Source organism: Mycetocola zhujimingii, from assembly GCF_003065425.1.
Taxonomy (GTDB): domain Bacteria; phylum Actinomycetota; class Actinomycetes; order Actinomycetales; family Microbacteriaceae; genus Mycetocola_A; species Mycetocola_A zhujimingii.
Map to the genome: position 1 here is coordinate 1,731,057 of NZ_CP026949.1, position 22,996 is coordinate 1,754,052.

Annotated in this window: 20 protein-coding genes; 5 read left to right on the top strand and 15 right to left on the bottom strand. The window is 65.5% G+C overall.

Annotated elements, in window-relative coordinates; translation table 11 throughout:
- On the bottom strand, positions 1–654 hold the full coding sequence (locus tag C3E77_RS08250; protein ID WP_108391197.1) for a DUF1990 domain-containing protein: 654 nt from the start codon (positions 652–654) through the stop codon (positions 1–3).
- Positions 655–2,508, bottom strand: a complete 1,854-nt coding sequence (lepA, locus tag C3E77_RS08255; RefSeq protein WP_108391198.1) for a translation elongation factor 4 — start codon at positions 2,506–2,508, stop codon at positions 655–657.
- 146 nt (positions 2,509–2,654) lie between these two features.
- Between lepA and C3E77_RS08260 the strand changes: the two genes are divergently transcribed.
- Both C3E77_RS08260 and rpsT read left to right on the top strand, forming a co-directional pair.
- Positions 2,655–3,395, top strand: a complete 741-nt coding sequence (locus C3E77_RS08260) for an alpha/beta fold hydrolase (protein WP_108391199.1) — start codon at positions 2,655–2,657, stop codon at positions 3,393–3,395.
- A gap of 117 nt (positions 3,396–3,512) precedes the next feature.
- Positions 3,513–3,773, top strand: coding sequence for a 30S ribosomal protein S20 (rpsT, locus tag C3E77_RS08265; RefSeq protein WP_108391200.1), 261 nt, complete (start codon positions 3,513–3,515; stop codon positions 3,771–3,773).
- A 115-nt stretch (positions 3,774–3,888) separates the two neighbouring features.
- On the opposite strand, the gene holA is transcribed toward rpsT, so the two are convergent.
- From holA to C3E77_RS08305, 8 genes are all read right to left on the bottom strand, one after another.
- Positions 3,889–4,929: a DNA polymerase III subunit delta gene (holA, locus tag C3E77_RS08270; protein ID WP_418288075.1), complete on the bottom strand. Its 1,041-nt coding sequence runs from the start codon at positions 4,927–4,929 to the stop codon at positions 3,889–3,891.
- A gap of 46 nt (positions 4,930–4,975) precedes the next feature.
- Positions 4,976–7,441: a ComEC/Rec2 family competence protein gene (locus C3E77_RS08275; RefSeq protein WP_108391202.1), complete on the bottom strand. Its 2,466-nt coding sequence runs from the start codon at positions 7,439–7,441 to the stop codon at positions 4,976–4,978.
- 242 nt (positions 7,442–7,683) lie between these two features.
- Entirely contained in the window at positions 7,684–7,905 is a 222-nt protein-coding gene (locus C3E77_RS08280; protein ID WP_108391203.1) for a hypothetical protein, read from the bottom strand.
- 104 nt (positions 7,906–8,009) lie between these two features.
- The gene (locus C3E77_RS08285) at positions 8,010–8,378 is read right to left on the bottom strand and encodes a hypothetical protein (RefSeq protein ID WP_162924956.1); all 369 of its coding nucleotides are present in this window, start codon (positions 8,376–8,378) and stop codon (positions 8,010–8,012) included.
- A gap of 98 nt (positions 8,379–8,476) precedes the next feature.
- Positions 8,477–9,487: an alcohol dehydrogenase AdhP gene (gene adhP / locus C3E77_RS08290; RefSeq protein WP_108391205.1), complete on the bottom strand. Its 1,011-nt coding sequence runs from the start codon at positions 9,485–9,487 to the stop codon at positions 8,477–8,479.
- A 174-nt stretch (positions 9,488–9,661) separates the two neighbouring features.
- A complete protein-coding gene (locus C3E77_RS08295; RefSeq protein ID WP_234031165.1) occupies positions 9,662–10,225 on the bottom strand; it encodes a helix-hairpin-helix domain-containing protein in 564 nt (187 codons plus the stop codon).
- Between the two features lie 220 nt (positions 10,226–10,445).
- Entirely contained in the window at positions 10,446–12,998 is a 2,553-nt protein-coding gene (leuS, locus tag C3E77_RS08300) for a leucine--tRNA ligase (RefSeq protein ID WP_234031166.1), read from the bottom strand.
- A gap of 69 nt (positions 12,999–13,067) precedes the next feature.
- Entirely contained in the window at positions 13,068–14,498 is a 1,431-nt protein-coding gene (locus tag C3E77_RS08305) for an anthranilate synthase component I family protein (protein WP_108391207.1), read from the bottom strand.
- Between the two features lie 132 nt (positions 14,499–14,630).
- Here C3E77_RS08305 and C3E77_RS08310 point away from each other — a divergent pair, with 132 nt between their 5' ends.
- Positions 14,631–15,080 (top strand): nitroreductase/quinone reductase family protein, encoded by a 450-nt coding sequence (locus tag C3E77_RS08310; protein WP_108391208.1) that lies wholly within the window; start codon positions 14,631–14,633, stop codon positions 15,078–15,080.
- A gap of 10 nt (positions 15,081–15,090) precedes the next feature.
- Here C3E77_RS08310 and C3E77_RS08315 read toward each other — a convergent pair whose 3' ends face one another.
- From C3E77_RS08315 to C3E77_RS08335, 5 genes are read right to left on the bottom strand one after another with little or no spacing between them, the layout of a single operon-like run.
- A complete protein-coding gene (locus tag C3E77_RS08315; protein WP_108391209.1) occupies positions 15,091–15,708 on the bottom strand; it encodes a TetR/AcrR family transcriptional regulator in 618 nt (205 codons plus the stop codon).
- Positions 15,709–15,720: 12 nt separating this feature from the next.
- Positions 15,721–17,433, bottom strand: a complete 1,713-nt coding sequence (cydC, locus tag C3E77_RS08320) for a thiol reductant ABC exporter subunit CydC (RefSeq protein WP_108391210.1) — start codon at positions 17,431–17,433, stop codon at positions 15,721–15,723.
- Entirely contained in the window at positions 17,430–19,076 is a 1,647-nt protein-coding gene (gene cydD, locus C3E77_RS08325) for a thiol reductant ABC exporter subunit CydD (protein WP_234031167.1), read from the bottom strand. Before cydD ends, cydC begins: the two co-directional genes overlap by 4 nt.
- A gap of 9 nt (positions 19,077–19,085) precedes the next feature.
- A complete protein-coding gene (gene cydB, locus C3E77_RS08330; protein ID WP_108391211.1) occupies positions 19,086–20,111 on the bottom strand; it encodes a cytochrome d ubiquinol oxidase subunit II in 1,026 nt (341 codons plus the stop codon).
- An 8-nt stretch (positions 20,112–20,119) separates the two neighbouring features.
- Positions 20,120–21,532, bottom strand: a complete 1,413-nt coding sequence (locus C3E77_RS08335; RefSeq protein ID WP_108391212.1) for a cytochrome ubiquinol oxidase subunit I — start codon at positions 21,530–21,532, stop codon at positions 20,120–20,122.
- A 129-nt stretch (positions 21,533–21,661) separates the two neighbouring features.
- Between C3E77_RS08335 and C3E77_RS08340 the strand changes: the two genes are divergently transcribed.
- On the top strand, positions 21,662–22,030 hold the full coding sequence (locus C3E77_RS08340; protein ID WP_108391213.1) for a BlaI/MecI/CopY family transcriptional regulator: 369 nt from the start codon (positions 21,662–21,664) through the stop codon (positions 22,028–22,030).
- A gap of 20 nt (positions 22,031–22,050) precedes the next feature.
- Positions 22,051–22,989, top strand: a complete 939-nt coding sequence (locus tag C3E77_RS08345) for a M56 family metallopeptidase (RefSeq protein ID WP_108391214.1) — start codon at positions 22,051–22,053, stop codon at positions 22,987–22,989.
- The last annotated feature ends 7 nt before the right edge of the window (positions 22,990–22,996 follow it).

Genomic DNA, 22,996 nt, shown 5'->3' on the forward strand with positions numbered 1-22,996 from the left:
CTAGCTGGCCGGGCCTGTCCACAACGGCGAGAGTGCACGGAGGTACGCGGTCGCCAGTCGCTTATGGCGCCGGACCATCAGCGGCCGGAGGATCCGATAACGCAGTGCGAGCGGCCGTTTGAACGAGCGGACCTGGAACCAGACCGAGTCGTCCTCGCGGCGTTCGATGCGGAACGCGTCTTCACCGCTCACGCGCTTGCCACCGACGGTTCCATACGCGAACGCGACGACGTTGGTCTCCTCGACGAGGTAGACAACCCTGATCTGCTCATCGACCGTGAGCGAGCCGATCCTGCCGTGCAACCGCGCGGTGGTGCCCGACGTGACGTATGGCGTTCCGTCCGCAGCGAATCGTTGTTCGGTGGAGACATGGATCGCTTCGAGCGGCGATCCGTCTTCGGCGTAGCGGATTCCGCCGTAGCTCTCACCCGAGCTGGCCTGGACGTCGTCGACGCGAAGACCGGCGCCACGCTGCACAGCCCAGGTCAACAGCGAGGTGGACGCCGCCTCAAACCGTTCAGCTCCACTGCCCAGGCGAATGGATGCCTCGTAGGGCACGAATCCCTCCGGCGGATACTGCATGAGGTCGTGCGCCTGCGTAGCGCCGACCGCGGCATAGTCGACGGGCTGGTCTTGAAAGTTACTCCGGCGCACTTACTTCTTTTCTTTCGCGACCTCGGTGTCACCGCTCAGTGCGGCGATGAACGCTTCCTGAGGCACTTCGACACGACCGACCATCTTCATCCGCTTCTTGCCCTCTTTCTGCTTCTCGAGGAGCTTGCGCTTGCGGCTGATGTCGCCGCCGTAGCACTTGGCGAGAACATCCTTGCGCATGGCCCGCACCGACTCCCTCGCAATGATACGAGCGCCGATTGCGGCCTGGATAGGCACCTCGAACTGCTGGCGAGGGATGAGCTTCTTCAGCCGTTCCGTCATCAGCAGGCCATAGGCGTATGCCTTGTCGCGGTGCACGATGGCGCTGAACGCGTCGACCTGCTCGCCCTGCAGCAGGATGTCGACCTTCACGAGGTCGGCGGTCTGAGAACCGGACGGCTCGTAGTCCAGTGAGGCGTACCCCTGCGTGCGGCTCTTGAGGTGGTCGAAGAAGTCGAACACGATCTCACCGAGCGGCATGGTGTAGCGCAGCTCGACGCGGTCTTCTCCGAAGTACTCCATGCCGAGGAGCGAACCCCGTCGGCCCTGGCACAGTTCCATGATCGTGCCGACGTAGTCCTTCGGCGCGAGGATGCCGACCTTCACCATCGGTTCCTCAACCGACACGATCTTTCCGCTGGGGAATTCGCTCGGGTTGGTGACGGTCACGGTCTTCTTGTCATCCGTTGTGACCTCGTAGGTCACGCTCGGTGCTGTCGCGATGAGGTCGAGGTTGAACTCACGCTCGAGGCGTTCGGTGACGATCTCGAGGTGAAGCAGTCCGAGGAACCCGCAGCGGAAGCCGAAGCCGAGGGCAACGGATGTCTCTGGCTCGTAGTTGAGTGAGGCGTCGGAGAGCTTGAGTTTGTCGAGTGCGTCGCGGAGCACCGGGTAGTCGCTGCCGTCAATCGGGTACAGACCCGAGAAGACCATCGGCTTCGGGTCGGTGTAACCGGGGAGTGCCTCGGTGGACGGCTTGAGCGCTGTCGTGACCGTGTCACCGACCTTGGACTGGCGCACGTCCTTCACACCGGTGATGAGGTAGCCGACCTCGCCGACCCCGAGTCCCTGGGTGGGAACGGGCTCCGGTGAGCTGACGCCGATCTCCAGGAGTTCGTGGACCGCCCGGGTCGACATCATCTGGATGCGCTCGCGGGGGCTCAGGTGCCCGTCGATCATCCGCACGTAGGTGATGACGCCGCGGTAGGTGTCGTAGACGGAGTCGAAGATCATGGCGCGCGTGGGAGCGTTCGGGTCACCGACGGGGTGCGGGATCCTCGCGACGACACGGTCGAGCAGTTCTTCAACGCCGACGCCGGTCTTGCCAGACACCTTGAGTACGTCGTCGGGTGAGCCGCCGATGAGGTTCGCGATTTCCTTGGCGTACTTGTCGGGGTCAGCGGCCGGAAGGTCGATCTTGTTGAGGACCGGGATGATCTCGAGGTCGTTCTCCATCGCGAGGTACAGGTTCGCAAGCGTCTGCGCTTCGATGCCCTGTGCGGCGTCGACGAGGAGAATGGCACCCTCGCACGCGGCGAGAGAACGGGACACCTCGTAGGTGAAGTCGACGTGGCCGGGAGTGTCGATCATGTTGAGCGCGTAGGCCTGGCCGTCGACTTCCCACGGCATCCGCACCGCCTGGCTCTTGATCGTGATGCCACGCTCGCGCTCGATGTCCATGCGGTCCAGGTACTGGGCGCGCATGTCGCGGTCGCTGACCGCGCCGGTGACCGACAGCATCCGGTCTGCCAGCGTCGACTTGCCGTGGTCGATGTGCGCGATGATGCAGAAGTTGCGGATGAACGACGGGTCGGTAGCGGCAGGCTCAAGTGCCTTCGCAGCTTTGGGGCTCACGCGTTCCTCAGTGTCTCGGTGTGGAGTGGACTAACTCCCTATTGTCCCATGCCCCGGCCTCCCGTCGAGCCGCGACCGCGACGAAGCTGCCCGGCCGAGGTGCCGGCCTCTGGCATCGCCCTTGTCGGAGGGTGCAGGATGTGGGAATGGCCGCGACCCCTCCGATTGTCCTCGTGCACGGCATCCGCACGTCCGGAACCATGTGGCGCGCACAGGTTGAGCAGTTGCGCGCATCAGGGTTCGAGGTGTCTGCGATCGACCTGCCCGGTCACGGCACGCGCATGGCCGAGCCGTTCAGCATCGAGGCTGCCCACGCCGCCATCGACGACGCCATCGACGCCTTTGGCCGGCCGGCACTGCTCGTCGGGTTGTCGCTCGGCGGCTATATCGCCATCGACTACGCGGGGAGCCACCCCGATCGGGTGGCCGGGCTGGTCGCGGCAAGTTGCCTTACCCTCCCCCGCGGGCCGGGTCTCTGGGGCTACCGGGCACTTGCCCGGCTCATCCACCGACTGCCCGACCGCGGCGCGTGGCTCAACGACGCGATGGCACGGGTGTTCCTGCCGCCGACGGGGTTTCACGACATGGCCGCCGGTGGCGTTGCACTCGACGTCATGGATACCGCCCTCGCTGCTGTCGGACGGCTCGACCCGATCGCCAGCCTCGCCCGCTACCCGGGCCCCGTGTGGTTCGTCACGGGCAGCCTCGACCATTTCCGGCTCAACCAGAGGGCGTTCGCCGCCGCCAAGCCGCAGGCATCCGTCGTCGTCATCCGCGGGGCTACCCACCTCGTGAGCCTCGTCAAACCCGGGGATTTCACGCGGGCGATAACGGATGCCGCTGCGACGCTGGGCGCGCAACCGTCGGAGATTTCCGGTAACAGCTGACGACTGGTAGAGTGACGTGTTGACTTGCGTGTGGATTACTCCGCACGATTTTCGTCGGAATGCGCCCTCTCTCGCTGACCGGCACTTCCATTCAGAACACAACGAAAGCGTATAAACGTGGCAAACATTAAGTCGCAGATCAAGCGAATCGGAACCAACAAGAAGGCAACCGAGCGCAACAAGGCGGTCAAGAGCCAGCTCCGTACCGTCGTTCGCCAGGCCCGCGAAGCCATCGTTGCCGGTGACAAGGTCAAGGCTGAGGCAACAGTGAAGGCCGCCGCCAAGAAGCTTGACAAGGCCGTAAGCAAGGGCGTCATCCACAAGAACCAGGCTGCGAACCGCAAGTCGGCTCTCGCCAAGAAGGTCGCGTCGCTCTAAGCGTCCCTCCGCTTCGGTCCAGGGTTTCGACCCCGGTCCAATAGAAAAGGCCCCGCTTCGGCGGGGCCTTTTCTCTTGTCTTCGGTCTTCGTTTACAGGGTCTGCGCCGGTGAGGTCAGCGCGGCATTCGGCCGCGCCCGGCGACGGTATGCACCATGCGCTCGAGAGCGTAGACCGGGTCACGGCCCTCGCCTTTGACGCCGGCGTCAGTATCTGCCAGCACCTGGAGGCACCTGCCGAGGCCTTCGTCGGTCCAGCCGGAGAGATCGCGGCGGGCGCGGTCGACCTGCCAGGGTGCGAGTCCGAATTGACGGGCCAGGTCAGCAGACGAACCCCGCCCGCCCTGAATCTTCGCCATCGTGCGCAGCTTGCTCGCGAAAGCAGCGACGATCGGCACCGGGTCTGCACCGGAGGCGAGTGCGTGACGCAACCCGACGAGCGCTTCGGCGTAGCGGCCAGCGATTGCCGCGTCTGCCACCGCGAATGCGTTGGTTTCAACCCGACCGCCGTAATACCGGGTCACCGTTGCCTCGGTGACCTCCGATCCGCTGTCGGCAATGAGCTGGGCACACGCGCCGGCCAGTTCGGCCAGGTCATCGGAGAACGCGGCGACGATGGCCCGCAGTGCCGCTGGTCGGATGGACTTGCCAGCTGCCTTGAACTCGGCCGCGGCGAAGTCGAATTTGTCGGTGTCTTTCTTGAGTTCGGCACAGACCACCTCGATGGCATTCGCCTTGTTGGCACGAACGGCGTCGAGTAGCTTCTTTCCGCGCACCCCTCCCCCGTGCCTGAGAACGACGTAGGCACCTTCGGCTGGCGCTTCGAGGTACGAGAGCGCATCGAGAAGAAACGCGTCAGAGCACTTCTCGACGTTCGACACCCGAATGAGCCGTGGCTCGCCGAACAGTGACGGACTGGCGAGGGTGATCAGTTCACCGGGCGCATAGCTGTCTGCCTGGATGTCGTTGATCTCAAGGCTCGGATCTTCGGCCTTGAGGAAGTCCCGGAGAAGCCGCGTCGCACGCTCCGCCAGGAAGCCCTGGGTCCCGGACACGAGAACGACCGGCGCCGGGCGCACCTGGCTCCAGCTCAGCTGGGGAATCGCGACCTTCGTCGCCGTTCGAGCGGATGACCCGCCTCGTGCAGCTGCCACAATTCACCGTCCTCAATCACTCCAAGCTTACCCGCGCGCACCGACAGTCTCAGTGGCAGCCTGGCTCCGCGTGCTCGGTCCAGACGGTGAGGCTGTCGCCCGACGGTGCGACGACAACGAGGCCGCACTCATCGGTGCGCACAGGCGCGGTGCCCGCTGCCCGCAACGTGTCCAGGATCGTCGGGGCCGGATGGCCGTAGTCATTATCGGCACCGACGGAGATCAGCCCAACCCGCGCGGCGATCGCCTGATACAGCCGCGCGCTCTGGTCGGCGGAACCGTGGTGGGCAACCTTGACGAGGTCGACGGTGCCGCGAACAGTCCGCGTCGAGAGCAGCGCCTCCTGTGCACTCTCCGACAGGTCGCCGAGAAACAGCGACCGGATGCCGTCACCCTCGAATTCCAGAACCACGCTCCCGTCGTTTCCCAATGGCGGATGCCTGGTTGCGCCCGGAGGCCAGAGCACCTGCCAGCCGAGAGCGCCGAGAGTGCCCGAGTCGCCGGCAGCCACCTCGACGACTGTCGCCCCTCCCGCTTTCAGGTCGCGAAGCATCCGTTCGTCGGCCGCGTTTTCGGGCGGTGGCGTGAGGACCTGGTCGCTGCGGGACACGACGGCCGCGACCCCTCCAACGTGGTCGAGGTCAAAGTGGCTCAACACGAGCAGGTTGATCTGCCCGATGCCGAGCCGGTCGAGGCAGCGCCCCAGCGACGCGGGATCTGGTCCGGTGTCGACGAGAGCCACGGCTCCCCCGCTGCGAATGACGACAGCGTCGCCCTGACCGATATTGCAGGCTGCGTAACTCCACTCCCGCGGAAGCGCCAGCCGCGGGCCGACCCGATCGGCGAGCAGGGCGCCGGCATATGCGCCGCCGATGACGACCAGCAGTGCAGCCATCACGGTGGCGGCGGCCCGTTTCTTCCGCGCCACGGCGATCATCGCCGCGATCAACACAACGGTGATCGCGGCCAGTGCGAGTGCGCCGCCGACCCCGGCCAGCCACGGCACACGTGACGCGGGAAGCGTCGATACCGTCGTTGCGATCCCGGCGACCCATGACGCGGGCACCCAGCCGAGCCAGAGCGCCAGCCAGGACAGTGGCGGCAGCACACCGGCGCACAGGCACGCGAGCAAGCCGAGCAGTGTCGCCAGGGGCGCAGCCGGAGCAGCAAGAAGGTTGGCCGGGACGCCGTAGAGCGGCAGCGACGCGTCGAGGGTAATGACCACCGGCTGGCAGGCGAGCTGCGCGGCGAGCGGTATGGCAATGCCAGCCGCCATGGGTCGGGGCAGCATCGTCGAGAGGAACGCGGCGATCGGCCGCGTGAGCGTCAGGAGTCCTGCGGTTGCGAGCACAGAGAGTACGAACCCGTAGCTCCGTGCGATCCATGGGTCGCTGATCACGATCACCAGCACGACGAGACTGAGCACGGGCAAGCCCGCAGCCGGTCGACCGCTGCCAAGAGACAACAGCACTGCGACGGCCATGAATGCCGCCCTGACCACGCTCGGCTCCGGTGTCACCAGGATTACGAACAGCCCGAGCCCCGCGAGCCCCCCGCCGATTCTGAGCCACCGTGGAGCGCCGACGCTGGCCAGGGCGAGGACGATCACGGCGACGATCACCGCACAGTTCGCGCCGGATACCGCGGTGAGGTGGCTCAGCGAGCTGGTGATCATGTCACTGTCTAGATCATCCGACACCCCCGTAGTATCCCCGATCGCGAGTCCAGGAAGGAGCTCTCCCCCGCGACCGGGCAACTCGCCGGCTTGCTCGGCAAACACCTCGCGCATGCCCGGCGCCCAGCTCAACCAGGCGGGCGGCGGGGACACCGGCGTGACTGCGCCACGGGCAAGAATCAGCGCCGCCGCCTGTTCTCCCGGCTCCGTCCATCTGGCCTGCCCGATCAGCGACACCCGCTCACCGATCGCGGCGAGTCCGTTCGGCCCCGCCTCGGCGAACACGACCACGGGAAGGGATACCGACGCCGTTCGACCTCCCACCGTCAATTCGGTTACCGTGCCCCGGATCCGTTGTTCCGTTCGGCGCTGTTCACCCGTCTCCGTCGACCGATCCCATGGCGTCGCCGAAGTTCGACTCTGCAGTTCCGTCTTGTCGGTCACGGTGAGAGTGACGCTGACTGCCCGACCGGAGTCGATGGCGTCGCCCAACAGGGGCGGTGAGCGTGATGCGTTGCGGACGGCGATCACGGAGGTCACGAGCGCAACACCGAGGAGAGCCACCGCGAGCAACCCCGCCCAGCCCTCGATCGATGAGAGCGAGAGTCCCGACCACCGACGAATCAACGGCGGGCGACCCACACGGGACGCGTCCCGTTGGCGCCCGCCCTGTCGGCGCCCGCCCTGTCGCAGCAGCACGGCAGTGCACAGCAGTGCGAGAAGAAGACCGCCGACTGCGACACCGGCCGCCGCCGTGGGTATTTCGACCAAAACAGAGGCCGCGATCCACGATGCCGCCGCGGGCAGAAGGATCCGGTGCTCAGGTGCCAGCACGGTCATCACGGCTACACGGCAGGGTCATGCTGTCCAGCCAACCCGCTCACGGACCGGCTGGAGGGGGTGCGACATCACTGTGCATAACGGTCGAGCACGCCGCCGTGTGAAGGAAGCCACCTCGAGCGTCCATAGCCCCTCGCCCTTCCGCCGCGGCAGAAGAACCTTCGCCGGTCGGGTGCCGAGGGCAGCTTGTGCGTTCTATGAAGACGTCGACGGCGTGTGCCGTAAAGGACCGTCTCGCAGAATCACCGTTTTGAGGTCGCAGTCACACCATTGGACTGCGATTCCGACACCTCATCGAGATCGTCGAGGGCCATGGCCGTGCGGAGCTTCCGGTCATCCGCGTACGCATTGAGCGCCCGCGTGGCCGCAAGAATCAGTCGGATGAAGACAACCGTGAGCGCGATCAGAATAGCGGTGACGATAACGAAATACGCATTCTGCGAAATGGCAAAATCAATGGGCATGCCCTGAAGCTATCGGACAGCCCACGAATGCGCCACGGATCTACTGCCTTCTTTCTCCCCGTCGGCGACGACGACGGACACCACGTCGCTGCCGTCTCGCCAACCTACTCGCGGATGGGACGACTCGGGGCGAGACGGCGCGATCGCACCAGCCAAACGCAGCCAAGAGCCACTACGGTAATCGTGCCCAACAAGCCAACTACCAGCCAGAGGCCGAAGTTGAGCAGCAGCAACACCGCCCAAACACCCACCGTCACGCCGAAGGCCGTCGCTCGTGTGGCGACCGCCACGAGCGCGCCGGCGGCGAGCAGAATCACGCTCGTCGCGCTGGCGATGACGAGGCCTTCGTCGTGGGCGGGCGACTGGCCCGGCCCGAGCCAGAACATCAGCGACGCCGCCCACAGGTAGACGCCCTGGGCGAGAACGGCGAGCACCATGACGCCGATGACGAGCAACCGGGATATCCGCGTCACCGATCCAGAATTCGGCTCCATTCCGGCAGCGCCTCGCTTCCCTGTCGTCGTCACCCGAACCCCGGCCCGATGAAGAGGCCGAGGTCCTCGGACGAGTCCTAGTATTCGAAGACTAGGCGGGCGGGAACCTTCCCGGCAAGAACCTCGGCGATCGCGTCGTTGACGCCTTCGAGCGGGCGAGTCTCCGCAATTATTCGCGTGTGTCCGGCCGCGTGCAGTGCGAAGACTTCGGCCAGGTCCTGCCTGGTGCCGACAATCGACCCGATGATCGAGAGGCCTTTGATCACCGTATCGAAGATCGACACCGACATTTCCTGGTCAGCGGGCAGGCCGACGCAGATCAGACGTCCGCCGCGGTTGAGCGACGCGAACGCCTGCTCGAACACACGCGGAGACGCGGCGAGAACCAACGCAACATCCGCGCCGCCGATCTCACGGATGGCCTCAACCGGATCGCCTTTCGCGGCGTTCACGACGTGCTCGGCGCCCAGGTCCTTCGCCAGGTCCAGCTTGGCATCCTCGACATCTACGGCGATGACGGATCCGCCCATGATCCTGCCGTACTGCACAGCGAGGTGCCCGAGACCGCCGATCCCGAAGATCGCTACCCGCTCGGTCGGGACGATGTGGGCGACCTTGAGCGCTTTGTAGGTCGTCACGCCCGCGCAGGTGAGCGGTGCTGCCTCGATGGGAGAGATCCCCTCGGGCACCTGAACGACGTATCGAGCCGAGGCGACCGCGTACTCGGCAAATGCCCCGTCGACCGAATAGCCACTGTTGCGCTGGTTCTCGCACAGGGTCTCGCGACCGTCGATGCAGTATCGACACTCCCCGCACGCATAGCCGAGCCACGGGATCGCCACGCGGTCGCCGATGGTCCTGCTGGTTACTCCGTCACCGAGCTTTTCGACAATGCCGACGCCCTCGTGCCCCGGAACGAACGGCGGACTCGGCTTGACCGGCCAGTCGCCGTGGGCGGCGTGGATGTCGGTGTGACACAGCCCACACGTCTCGAGACGGATCAGCACCTCGCCCGGTCCTGGCTCAGGAACATCCCGCTGCTGAATCTCCAGCGGCTCTGTGAATGACGTGACAACTGCAGCTTTCATGACGACTCCTTTGGCGGGGGTAATGAGGGAAGGCGGGGCGCGAGGGTCCTGCTTCCAGGCCACCGTCCACTCCGTGACGACCATCACTCTCGTGGCACATTCCCTGCAGGGGCGAAAGGCCCGACCGAGCCCGAGTCGACCATCGGATCCTGTGCCGGAGCAGCTCCGTCTGCCTCAGACTGTCACCAGCTCCCTCAGCGCCTCGAACGTCTTCTCCCCGATCCCGGTGATACTCGTCAGCTCGTCGACAGCGGTGAACGGGCCGTTCGTGTCGCGCCAGGCGATGATCCGTGACGCCATTTCCGGTCCAACCCTCGGCAGTTCCTCGAGCTCATCAGTTGTCGCCGTGTTGAGATTCACTTTCCCCTGCTCGGTGCCCGGTGCTCCTTGACCGGGCGGGACGGCATCCGCAGAAGGTTCCGCCCCGATCTCCGGCACGTGAATCTGCTCACCGTCGACCACGAACCGAGCGAGGTTGACGCCGCGCTGGTCTGCGGTCGGGGTGAATCCTCCCGCAGACGCGACGGCATCAAGCACCCGGTCGCCCTCCCGCAGCCGGTAGACGCCCGGCGAAGCAACCGCGCCGAGGATATGGACGTAAGCGACAGTGCCGGCACCGTCCGGTTGTGCGGTCGCTCGCTCGGTCGCCGGCACCGCGAGTGTCGACGTCGTTCCTGCCGATCCGATGAGCGAGACAACCACGGCGACCGCGAGTCCCGCAATCAGCAGCACGATCACAGCACCTGCTCCGAGCCGAACGTGAGCCGGTTTCCTCGGTTGAAGCTCCGCGTGCCTTCTCCTGTTGGGCCCGCGCTCAGAACTCCCCTCCGACTGCATGGCCATGCCCAGAAGCCAACCAGCTACCGCGCTTGACCCTGCTCCCGGCAGGCATCACGGGGAAAAGAACGAGCCCGCCGCCCCTGTGAAGGGACGGCGGGCTCGTGTGACGCTTGAGCGCCTACTTCCGGGTGGCGATGCTCACCACGCGCGGTGCACGAACGACGACGTTGACGATCTCGCGATCACCGATCGCACGAACGACGGCAGCGGATGCCCGCGCCTGCCTCTCGAGGACGTCCGAGTCGATCTGCGGCGAGACCTCGAGGCGGTCGCGCACTTTACCGTCCACCTGGACGACACACGTGACGCTGTCTTCAACAAGCAGCGATGCGTCGGGCTTGCGCCAGAGCACCTGCGCGACGGTGGGCTGATAACCGAGCTGCTCCCACATGTCTTCGGCCGTGTACGGCGCGAACAGGTTGAGGGCGACAGCGGTGACTTCCGCTGCTTCACGCACCGCGGCATCCGCTGGTCCCTTGCCGGTGTCGATGACCTTGCGGGTCGCGTTGACGAGTTCCATCAGGCGGGCGATCACGACATTGAACTTGAATGACTCGACGAGTCCCGGCGCGTCAGCGAGGAACTTGTGCGTCTGGCGCCGCAGAGCAGCGTCACCCGTCTTCCACACGACATCGGGGGCACTTGTGACGTCCTGCGCGACGCGCCAGGCGCGGGCGAGGAACTTCGCTGAGCCGGCTGGTGAGACATCCGCCCAGTCGATGTCGTCTTCGGGCGGGCTCGCGAACGCGAGGGTCACGCGAAGCGCGTCTGCGCCGTAGAGCGACAGTTCACTGGCGAATTCGACCAGGTTGCCGCGGCTCTTCGACATCTTCGCGCCGTCCATGAGCACCATGCCCTGGTTGAGCAGCGAGGTGAACGGTTCGGTGAAGGTCAGGTAGTCGAGGTCATAGAGCACCTTGGTCATGAACCGCGAGTAGAGCAGGTGCAGGATCGCGTGCTCGACGCCACCGACGTACTGGTCGACGGGCGCCCACTTCTCGGCTTCGGCCGGGTCGAATGCCACGGTGTCGGATGTCGCGTTAAGATAGCGCAGGTAGTACCAGGAGCTGTCGACGAACGTGTCCATCGTGTCCGAGTCTCGCTGGGCCGGTCCCCCACACGTCGGGCAGGCAACGTTGATCCAGTCCTCAGCGGCACCGAGAGGGCTCGTGCCCTTCGGCTGCAGGTCGAGGCCTTCCGCCGGGGGAAGCTCGATCGGCAGCTGGTCCTCGGGAACCGGGACTTCGCCACACTTCTCGCAGTGGATGATCGGGATCGGGGTGCCCCAGTAACGCTGACGAGAGATCAGCCAGTCGCGCAGGCGGTAGTTCTTGGCGGTGTGGCCGAGCCCTGACGAGGTGAGCGCCTCGGTGACCTTCGCCATGGCCGCGTTCTTCGACAGCCCGTTGAACGGACCTGAGTTGATCAGTCGCCCAGGACCGGTGAGGGCCTCACCCGTGGTCGTGGGGTCGGTCGGAGGAAGATCGTCCGGCAGCTCACCGTCGATGAGCACCGGGATCGCTCCGGTGACGGGCTGGTTCGTGTCAACGACGACGCGGACGGGCAGGTCGAAGGCACGGGCGAAGTCGAGGTCGCGCTGGTCGTGGGCGGGAACGGCCATGATCGCGCCGTGCCCGTAGTCCGCGAGTACGTAGTCCGATGCCCAGATCGGGATGCGCTCCCCGTTGATCGGGTTGACGGCGTAACGCTCGAGGAAGACACCGGTCTTCTCGCGCTCGGTGCTGAGGCGGTCGATGTCGCTTTCGCCCTTGACACGGTCGAGGTACTCGGCGAACGCCTGCTGTGTCTCGGCGGGAGCATCAGCAACGAGCTCGGCAGCGAGTTCGGAATCCACGGCGACAACCATGAATGTAACGCCGAACAGGGTGTCAGGGCGGGTGGTGTAGACGGGAACCGTGGCATCCCTGCCCTCAATCGTGAACTCGACGTCGGCGCCGGTCGACCTGCCGACCCAGTTGCGCTGCATGCTGAGCACCTTGGCCGGCCACGCACCCTCGAGCTGCTTCAGGTCGTCAACGAGCCGGTCGGCGTAGTCGGTGATACGGAAGTACCACTGGTTGAGCTTCTTCTTGGTGACGAGGTTGCCACAGCGCTCGCACCGTCCGTCGACGACCTGCTCGTTCGCGAGCACGGTCTGGTCGAACGGGCACCAGTTGACCGCGCTGTCCTTGCGGTATGCGAGCCCCTTCTTGTACAGCTGGAGGAACAGCCACTGCGTCCAGCGGTAGTACTCGGGGTCGGAGGTGTGCAGTTCGCGGTCCCAGTCAAAGGACGGCGCGTAGGTGCGGAAGCTCTTCTTCTGCTGGGCGATGTTCTCGTAGGTCCAGCCGCGCGGGTCGACGCCCCGCTTGATGGCCGCGTTCTCCGCCGGCAGGCCGAACGAGTCCCAGCCGATCGGGTGCAGAACGTTGAAGCCCTGCTGGCGCCAGTACCGGGCAACGATGTCGCCGAAACCGAATGCCTCGGCGTGCCCCATGTGCAGGTCGCCGGAGGGGTAGGGGAACATGTCGAGCACGTACTTGCGCGGGCGACGATCGGTGGCGTCATTCGTCGCAAACGGCTTCATCTCGTCCCAGACCGGAAGCCACTTCTTCTGGATCGCGGCAAAGTCGTACCTGTTGCTGGCCTGATTCAGTTCGTCGTGTGACACGTGGCTCTCATTCATAAGCGGGAAATGACCGTTGCAGGAGCAGGGCGGGCTCACTCACGGTCCAGCCAACTAGCCTACTTCCTGTTGGCTTGCGCCGAGCGCATCGAGAAGTGCGGCCGCCTTCAGCCTGATCTCCTCGACCTCATCGTCTGCGACAGAGAGCGCCGTGATGCCACCACCGGTTCCGATGGTCGCTCCGTCAGCATCGATCAGGATGCTCCGGATCACCATGGCGAGGTCGACGGCGCCATCGGCCCCGAAGTAACCGAACGCTCCCGAGTAGACACCTCTCGGGCCCTGTTCAAGGTCATCGAGCAGACCCATCGCCGAGAGCTTCGGGGCGCCGGTCATGGACCCGGCCGGGAACGCAGCGGCGACGGCCGCTACCGGCGTTACGCCCTCCGCCATCCGGGCGGTCACCGTACTGACGAGCTGGTGAACCTGGGCGTAGCTCTCGACGGTCAACAGATCGCTCACCCGCACACTCCCGAGTGCCGCGATCCGGCCGAGGTCGTTGCGCATGAGGTCGACGATCATGAGATTTTCGGCGCGTTCCTTGACGCTCGCCAGCAGATCGTCGCGCTGGGCGGCATCCGTCACGTGTCCATCGCCGCGAGGACGCGTTCCCTTGATCGGTCGCGTGGTGATCGTTCGCTCTGGAGTGATCCGGAGGAACTGCTCCGGCGACGAGCTGACGAGCGCAACGCCACCGATCCGGATGAGCCCGCCGTGGTGGCTCGGACTCGACCGTCTGAGCCGCCGGTAGACGGTGGTCGCGTCGAAGCTGCCGTCGATGCGCAACTCGTTGGTGAGGCAGAGGAGGTAGGCATCGCCCGCACGGATGTGGTCCTGCGCGCGGGCAATGAGCGCGCGGTATTCGCCGGGATCGTGGCGCCAGCGGACCGGTCCGGCCGGGTCCGGATCGGCCGGCTCTGCGGACTCCGCCCTTTCCCCCGTGACGCCGCGCTGCTTCAGTGGGTCGAGCCAGGAGAAGTCGGGCTCGCTGCCCGGCTCCCCCGCATCCACCTGATCGGCAGCAACGACAGCGGTTACAGTGCGCGCCGCGTGATCGAAGACGAGCACGCGCTCGGCACGCACCAGGGCAGCATCCGGATAACGCGACTGGTGATGTCGGGTTCCGACGTGAGCCGCCCCCGCCTCGTACCCCAGCCAGCCGACCCAGCCGGGCGAGAACTCGCCGACCGTGACGTCGTGGCGATCCCGGGCCGCGTCCTGAGCCAGGACATCGGCCAGGGCATCGAAAACCGTGGCGGAGCGAACCCGCGGCGTTTCGCCGTCACCGTCGCTGTAGGTAACGGTGCCGTCGGCGACCGAGGCGGTGAGTGTTGTGGATCCGTCGCCGAGATAGCTGAACCCGGTCGAGGCGGACCTGCCGCTGTCGAGCCAGAACGCGTGCTCCGATTCCGAGAACACGGCGAGGAACGCCTCCTCCGGGTCGACCCAGATGTCCAGCGCTCGAGTCGTCGTTCCGGATTGCACAGTTCATACCCTAGATGGCCGCGGGAGGTGTCGGTCGCTGGGCGTCCGGGCAGCAGACATCCGGATACCAGCCACCCGCGCTGCGGTCAACCGCACCGGGAGTCCGGACCGCTGCAACGTACACTCGCGACCATGAGCCTCAAAGCCACCATCACCGACGCGGGAATGCGCGCCATGAACACCCTCCACCGGGGCGTACTCGCCGCAACGGGTGGGCGGCTCGGTTCGCGGCTCGGGACGATGGATGTGGTTGAACTTCACACGATCGGCAGATCATCCGGACGTCGTCGGACGACGATGCTGACAACGCCGATCTCCGACGCCGAGAAGCTTGTCCTCGTCGCGTCGAAGGGCGGGAGCGATTCCCACCCCGCGTGGTACCTCAACCTGCGCAGTAATCCCGAGGTAGAGGTGACCGTGTCGGGTGAGACACGAAAGATGCGCGCTCGCACAGCCTCTCCGGAAGAGAAGGACGAGCTCTGGCCACGAATCGTCGGTGCGTATCCCGGCTACGCCCGCTACCAGCGCAAGACCGGCCGCGACATCCCCGTGGTGATCTGCGAGCCCCGCGACGCGGACTAGCCGCTCGGCGTCACTCGGCGGCGATACGCCTGATCAGGGCGGATGCCTGCGTGAGAATGGCCTCCACCGACTCGGCGCCGGGACCGACGAAGAGCTTCTGCAGCGTGTAGCGCAGCACCGTGAACGCGAGGGCCACCACCATCGCCGCCTCATCCTGGAGATCGTCACCGGTTCGGCCCATGGCCCGAAAGCGAGCGAGCACCAGGCCCACCAGTTCGTTCTCCTGGGTGACCATCCACTCCATCTGCCTGCCGAGAAGCTCCGGCGTTGCGGTAATGATGGACAACCGTGACCGGAGAAGTTCGGCATCGACCGATTCGTCGGTGAGGGCGGATGCCATGATCCGGACGAGGTCGTGCACGATGTCGTTACCGGGCTCCGAGATGAACCGCTTGCCGTCGAGGTCGTCGAGTGTCGGCGCCGGGCCGAGAATCACGCCCTCCTTGGAACCGAAGTAGTTGAAGAACGTGCGCTGCGACACCTCGCTGGCCGCGCAAATCATCTCGACGGTGACGTGGTCGTATCCGTGCTCGAGGACGAGTGCGATCGCCGCGTGTTCGATCACTGACCTGGTCTTCGCTCGCTTCCGAGCCCGCAGCCCGACGGCCGGTGCAACATCGTCATTCATGGTCCATCATTTCTACAGCACGGAAGACAGGACGCCCGACTCGATCCGGAATCGCCGGTGAACGAGTCCTTCCGGCAGGTCGGCGTGGGAGATCAGGATGATGGTCCTGTCGTCTCCCTGGCCCGCGCGCAGCAGGTCGACGAGAAGCGATTCGGCAAGGTCTGCCTCCACATTCGCCGTCGGTTCGTCGAAAACGATGACGGGGAAGTCCCGGAGCAGGGCTCGCGCGAGGGCGATCCGCTGCGCCTGTCCGCCTGAAACGAGCGCGCCGCGCTCACCGACCCTGGCGTCAAGACCCCCTCGGGCGACGAGCCATTCGCCGAGACCGACGCGCTCGAGCACGTCGATGAGGTCAGCATCCGTTGCGGTGTCCTTCGCGAACAGGAGATTCTGTCTGATGCTCTCGTCGAACAGGTAAGGAACCTGCTCGCAGAGCCCGACAACACCGCGCACGGCGTCGAAAGGGAGGTCGCGCACCTGCTGCCCCGCGAGCTGGTAGCTCCCCTCGTAGTCGAGGAATCGAACGAGCACGTGAGCCAGCGTTGTCTTCCCTGCACCGCTCGGCCCCTCGATGAGCACTCGCTCCCCGCGCTGGATCGCGAGCGAGTCAATGCTGAGGGTCGGTGCGGTTGCCCCTGGCCAGCGAGCGGTCACATTGGAGAGGGCGATGACGGGCGCCGTGGGGTCAGGATTCGCTTCGGCCGTGCCGACATCCGAGGGGAGTTCGCCGGGCGCGTCGGTGGGTGCTAGCCGGGCGATCCGCTCAGCGCTCGCTCGCACCTGCCTCCACGCACTTGCCGCGAGGGGAACGCTCGCCACGATCTCGAAGACCGCGAGCGGAACGAGGACGATGACCGCGAGTGCAGGCCCGGTGAGACCGTCTTCAGCCGACAGCCCGGGAATCCCCGCTACCAACGACCACGCGACGGCAAGTCCAGCGCACAGTGACAGTGCGGCGGCTGCGATCCCCACGCCCGCTGAGCGCGCGGTAAGGGCTCGGGTCAGAGCGCTGTCGGCGGCTTCGACCTTGCGACGACCCTCGGCCTCGGCACCGTACGCGATGAGAACGTCGAGGCTGCCGAGGTAGTCGAGGATCGCGTCGACGAGCGCAGCGCGGCGCGGCGCGAGTGACCGTTCGGCGGATGCCGCGACACGGCCGGAGACGACGGTTCCGATGACAAATGCGGCGACGAGGGCCAGTGCGAGTCCCGCAGCGGCAGCTGGCGAGATGAGTGCGACGACCCAGACGGCAATGGCGGCGACACCGAGGGACGTGACCAGGGGCTGGAGCACCCGGAGCGGCAGGTTCTGAAGTTCGTCGACGTCGGAGACCAGCGAGGACAGCAGCGAACCACGGCGGGTCCGGCCGAGCCCATCGGGTGCCAGCGGGATGAGTCTGCGCAGAAGATCCACGCGAACGCTCTCCAGCTGACGGAAAGCGGCGTCGTGGCTGGCGAGGCGCTCGAGGTAGCGGAAGAACGCGCGCCCGAGGGCGAATGCGCGCACGCCGACGACAGCCATCGACAGGTAGAGAATGGGCGGCTGCTCCGCAGCGCGCGTGATCAGGTATGCGCTCGTTGCGAGGAGCGCCACGGTGCACAGGGCCGCGAGGATGCCGAACAGGACGCCGAGGATCGCTCCCTTGGTCCTGGGCAGTGCGGTCGCGAGTACCGCGCGCACCTGACCGGCACTCACGGGGTTTGAATCGCGGGAAGCTGCACTCATGATGCCGACACCCCCGCGAGTGAGTTGACGTGAAGCAGAGCGTCAGCGCGTTCGATGACGGCGGCCCGGTGGCTCACGACGACCACAGCGGTTCCCGAGCGCGCGATGCTCGCGAGGCCGTCGAGCAGCCGGTTCTCGGTCTCGTGGTCGAGTGCAGAGCTCGGCTCGTCAAGCAGAAGAACGGAGCACGAGTTTTCCAGCGTGCGATAGATCGCCCGGGCAACACCGACACGCTGCGCCTGGCCGCCGGAGAGGCCGGAGCCCGCGACACCGACGGCGAGGTCCGGCGAGATTTCAGCGGCCGCGGCGAGTGTGAGTGCGGTCCGGACCCGTTCGGGGTCTGGATGCCCGGACCCAAGTGCCACGTTGTCGGCAACGGTCCCGAGGAAGAGTGACGGTCGCTGCCCGGTCCAGGCCAGCCACGGTCGGTCAGCTGCTCCGGCGAGCACGGGCTCTCCGCCAAGAGAGATGTCACCGGAGCGCGGAACGAATCCGAGAATGGCGGCGACGAGGCTGGACTTGCCCGATCCGCTGGGCCCGGCGATGACCGTCAGCCGTCCCGGGGCGAATTCGGTCGACACGGGTGCGAACACCGGACCCGACCCGTAGTCGACGCTGACGCTTCGCAGCTGGAGGACGCCGGAACTGCGCTCCTCACCCGCTGGCACCGCTGCATCCGGACGCACCTGGCGCGCCTCATCGAGGATGACAAACGCGTCTTCGGCGGCCGCGACGCCCTCGGCAGCAGCGTGGAAGTTCGCGCCGACCTGTCGAAGAGGCAGGAATGCCTCCGGCGCGAGGAGGAGGACGAACAAGCCGATACCGAGCACAAGCGACCCGTCGACGAGGCGAAGCCCGATCGAGACGGCGACGAGAGCGACCGAGAGACTGGCTGCGAGCTCCAGCGCAAAGCTCGACAGGAAGGAGACGCGAAGGACCTTCATCGTCTGCACGCGATAGTCCGTCGTGATGGCGCGCATCCGTGTGACCTGCCGCGATTCCCGGCCAAAGATCTTGAGCGTCGCCAGGCCGCCGAGCGTGTCGACGAAACCGGACGACAGGGTCCCGAGCACCGACCACTGCCGTCGCTGCACCGCCTGGGTCGCCCAGCCGATCAGAACCATGAAGAGCGGAATGAGCGGCAGCGTCACGAGGATAAAGAGTGCGGATACCGGATCCTGAAACAGAATCACGACGACAATCACCGGTGTGACAATCACCGTCAGGATCAGCTGGGGCAGGTATTTCGAGAAGTAGTCATCGAGCGCGTCCATCCCCCTGCCGAGCAGGGTCGCAACTCGGGCCGTGTTGTGTTCGGCAAGCCACGCCGGACCAAGCAGCCGAACAGCGTCAAGAACCCGGAGCCGGAGCTCACTCTTGACCCTCGCGGCACCCCTCGCAGCGATGAAATCCTGCGCGTACACGAGCGAAGCACGGATGACCGCGACCCCGGCGAGTGCGCCGATGTACGGCATCAGTTCATCGAGACCGCGCCCCTCGATTGCGCCGGTGACGCACTCGGTGATGAGCCAGGCAAAAGCGACGATGCAGGCAGTCGTGGCGACACCCATGATGGCGCCCGAGAGCAGGAACCACCGTGCACTGACCGCGTATCGAAGGAGCCGGGGATCAAGGGGACGCACAGTCAAAGGCTAGTCTGCGGCGGGGACGTCGGAGTGCTCGACGGCCTCGATGTGGCCGCGAGTGACCCGCTTACGGAACACCCAGTAGGTCCAGGCCTGGTAGGCGAGGATGAGCGGAAGTGCGATGAGCGCGGTCCAGCTCATGACCTGGAGCGTGTACGGGCTCGACGACGCGTTCTCGATGGTCAGGCTGTTGGCCGGGTCGTTGCTGGCCGGCATCACGTCGGGGAACAGCGATGCAAAGAGCGTGAGCACGGCGAAGGTGATCGTGAGCGCCATAAGCGTGAACGCCTGCCCCTCCCTGCCCTTGATGTTCGCGATCACCGAGGCGATCAGGGTGAGTGCTGCGGCAGCGGCGAGGACGAATGCCGGCAGGGTGCCGTAGGAGAGCACGGTCCAGACCAGGAACGACGCGGCGACGAGAACCGTGAGGATGCCAGCACGGATGGCGAGGGCGCGGGACCTGACCCGGAGTTCGCCCTCGGTCTTGAGCGTGAGGAACACCGCGCCGTGGGTGAAGAACAGGAGGAGCGTGGTGACGCCGCCGAGCAACGCGTACGGGTTCAACAGGTCGAAGACCGTTCCCGTGTAGTTGTGGCCGGAGTCCAGCGGCACGCCGCGGACGATGTTGGCGAAGGCGACACCCCAGAGGAAGGCGGGAATCGCGCTGCCGGTGATGATCATCCGGTCGAAGCGACGTTTCCACTCCTTCTCGGGCCGCTGGTGGCGGTATTCAAACGACACTCCGCGGATGATGAGCGCGATGAGGATGATCAGCAGCGGGAGGTAGAACCCGCTGAACAGCGTTGCGTACCACTCGGGGAACGCGGCGAAGAGCGACGCACCGGCAACGATGAGCCACGTCTCGTTGAGGTCCCACACGGGGCCGATGGTGTTGATGACGACGCGACGGTCGGTGTCGTCCTTCGAGACGAACGGAAGGCTCATCCCCACCCCGAAGTCGAACCCCTCGAGTACGAAATACCCGACGAAGAGGAAGGCGATGATGCCGAACCAGAGAACTGTGAGATCCATTTGTCTTCCTAGTAGACCGTGGTGTGGATGAGTGGTTTTCCGGGTTCTTCCTCTGACTCGCCGATGGCCGCAGGGCCCTCCTGGGCAGTCTTTTTGATCAACCGGAACTCGACGACGGCGAGCGAACCATAGACGAGGGTGAACGCAACGAGCGAGATGAGCACCTCGATGCCCGTTACCCCCGGAGAAACGCCGTCGGCGGTCTCCAGCAGGCCGAACACGAGCCAGGGTTGCCGTCCCATCTCGGTGAACACCCAGCCGACGATCATCGCGCCGAGTGACAACGGGAACGACCAGACCGCAGCCTTCCACACCCACTTGTTGGTTGGCATCCGTCCCTTGCGGGTGAGCCACAGGCCGACGACGGCAACGATGACGTGCAGGATGCCCATGCCGATCATCCAGCGGAACGACCAGTAGGTAACCCAGATGATCGGCGTGTAGTCGCCAGGTCCGTAGAGGGTCTGGTACTGCTCCTGCAGGTTGTTGATGCCCTCGACGGTGCCGTCGAACGTGTGGGTCGACAGGAACGAGAGCAGGTACGGGATCCGGATGGAGAAGAGTTCGCTGACGCCGTCGGGGGTGCCGAGCGTGAAGATCGAGAAGGATGCCGCTGCGCCGGTCGAGGTCTCGTACATCGCTTCTGCTGCTGCCATCTTCATGGGCTGCGTTGCCACCATGGCGAGGCTGAGCTGGTCGCCGGCGAGGGTGGTGAGGGCACCGGAGATGACCATTCCCCAGAGACCGAACTTGAGCGCCGGTCGCATCGTCTCGAGATGCTGGTTCTTGGAGAGGTGCCAGGCCGCGACCGTGATGATGAGGCCGGCCGAGACCATGAAGCAGGCAAAAATGGTGTGCGGGAACGCCGCGAGAGCGACCGGGTTGGTGAGCAGCTCCCAGATACTGGTGAGTTCCGCCCTGCCCTTTTCTTCGTTGATCGTGAACGCGACAGGGTTCTGCATGAACGCGTTGGCGGCGATGATGAAGTACGCCGAGAGGATGCTGGCTATCGACACCAGCCAGATGGTTGCGAGGTGCAGCTTGGCCGGCAGCTTGTCCCAGCCGAAGATCCACAGGCCGATGAACGTGGCCTCGAGGAAGAACGCGAGGAGACCCTCGAACGCGAGTGGTGCGCCGAAGACGTCACCGACGAAGCGGGAGTAGTCGGACCAGTTCATGCCGAACTGGAACTCCTGGACAATTCCAGTCACGACGCCCATGGCGAAGTTGATGAGGAAGATCTTTCCGAAGAACTGGGTGATCTGGAGGTAGTGGACCTTGCCGGTTCGTACCCACGCTGTCTGGAAGATCGCGACGGTCAGTGCCATGCCGATCGTGAGCGGCACGAAGAGGAAATGGTAGATCGTCGTGAGTCCGAACTGCCAGCGCGACAGTAGTAGCGGATCGAGCAGGTCGTTCACGTCACCTCCACAGAGTTTTCTACACCGCGTAGAAAAGCTTTCGCTCTGAGCCTAGACCCATTTCTACGAGCCGTAGAACTGTTTTCTACGAAATGTAGAAATTCACGCGAACTGGGGTATTCTTGAACAATGGCAACCCTCGGTGAACTCGAACGATCGGTGATGGACGTGCTGTGGAGCACAGACGGTTCACTCAGCGCGAACGACCTTCGCGACAGCCTCGACTCCGGTCTAGGCGCACGGGAAGTCGCGGTCACGACGGTACTGACCGTGCTGTCGCGACTTGAGAACAAGGGCTTTGTCGAGCGGGACCGTTCAACCAGACCCCACCTTTACCGATCGGTCACCTCGAGGGCCGAACACACCGCCGACCTCATGCACGAGGTCCTCGGAACAGCCAACGACCGCGAGGCAGCGCTCGCCCGCTTCGTCGGTCAGGTCAGCCCGCAAGAAGCGGAGACCCTGCGCGCGCTTCTCGGTGGGACTCCCACGTCCTGACAGTAAACTCGGTCGACGTGATGCTCACCGCCTCCGTCGTGCTCGCCGCACTGGCCCTCACTCTCGCGTGGCCGGTACCCCTGGCGCTCTCACGGGCGCGATGGACAGCCCGAGCCCCCGGCACCGCCCTCGTGCTCTGGCAATCGATCGCACTGGCCGGTGGCCTGTCCATGATCGGTTCGCTGGTCACATACGGCCTCATCCCGTTTGGCGACAATCTCATCGATGGCGGCATCCGCCTCATCAATCATCTGTTTGCGGGGACCCTGCCGACCGGCGCGACGCTCCCCCAGATGTTCGCACTGTGCCTTGCCGTGCTTCTGACCGGGCACCTGCTCCTGAACCTCGTGCTCACCGCGGTTCGGAGCGAGCGTCAGCGCAAGCGCCACCTCTCTCTCGTGAACCTGCTGAGCGCTCCGTTGGAGGGAAACCCCGGCACTCGGGTGATCGATCACCCGTCTCCCGTCGCGTACTGCCTGGCCGGGACGAGCAGCTCCGTCACCGTGCTGTCCGAGGGCCTGCTTGCCCTGCTCGATCACGACCAGCTTCGGGCTGTCATCGCGCACGAACGCGCTCACCTCGCGCAACAGCACCACCTGGTCCTCATCGCCTTCAAGTCGTGGCACAGCGCCCTCCCGTGGTTCCCCATCGCCAATCGTGCGGAGAACGCCGTCGCGCTTCTCGTTGAGATGCTCGCCGACGACCAGGCTCGCAGGGCGACGGATGACCGCACACTGGCGACAGCCATCGCGCTCGTCGGATCAGGGGCGCGGAGCGATCCGCTTGCTCCTGAGCTCGCCTGGGCGAACCGCGGCGAGATCGAACCCGGCCTCGTTGGCCCGCGGGTCGCGAGACTCGTGAACCCGCAGCCACCGTTGCCGCTCGGCGCGCGGGTGTGCGTCCTCATCGGGGCTATCGCTCTGCTCGTGATTCCGACCGTGCTGCTCGCACTCATCTAGGTCCCAT

Excerpts from the sequence above, each read along its gene's own strand:
- C3E77_RS08260 (WP_108391199.1), top strand. The coding sequence starts at position 2,655 with ATGGCCGCGACCCCTCCGATTGTCCTCGTGCACGGCATCCGCACGTCC.
- C3E77_RS08275 (WP_108391202.1), bottom strand. The coding sequence starts at position 7,441 with ATGACCGTGCTGGCACCTGAGCACCGGATCCTTCTGCCCGCGGCGGCA.
- C3E77_RS08280 (WP_108391203.1), bottom strand. The coding sequence starts at position 7,905 with ATGCCCATTGATTTTGCCATTTCGCAGAATGCGTATTTCGTTATCGTC.
- adhP (WP_108391205.1), bottom strand. The coding sequence starts at position 9,487 with ATGAAAGCTGCAGTTGTCACGTCATTCACAGAGCCGCTGGAGATTCAG.
- C3E77_RS08310 (WP_108391208.1), top strand. The coding sequence starts at position 14,631 with ATGAGCCTCAAAGCCACCATCACCGACGCGGGAATGCGCGCCATGAAC.
- C3E77_RS08315 (WP_108391209.1), bottom strand. The coding sequence starts at position 15,708 with ATGAATGACGATGTTGCACCGGCCGTCGGGCTGCGGGCTCGGAAGCGA.
- cydC (WP_108391210.1), bottom strand. The coding sequence starts at position 17,433 with ATGAGTGCAGCTTCCCGCGATTCAAACCCCGTGAGTGCCGGTCAGGTG.
- cydB (WP_108391211.1), bottom strand. The coding sequence starts at position 20,111 with ATGGATCTCACAGTTCTCTGGTTCGGCATCATCGCCTTCCTCTTCGTC.
- C3E77_RS08340 (WP_108391213.1), top strand. The coding sequence starts at position 21,662 with ATGGCAACCCTCGGTGAACTCGAACGATCGGTGATGGACGTGCTGTGG.
- C3E77_RS08345 (WP_108391214.1), top strand. The coding sequence starts at position 22,051 with ATGCTCACCGCCTCCGTCGTGCTCGCCGCACTGGCCCTCACTCTCGCG.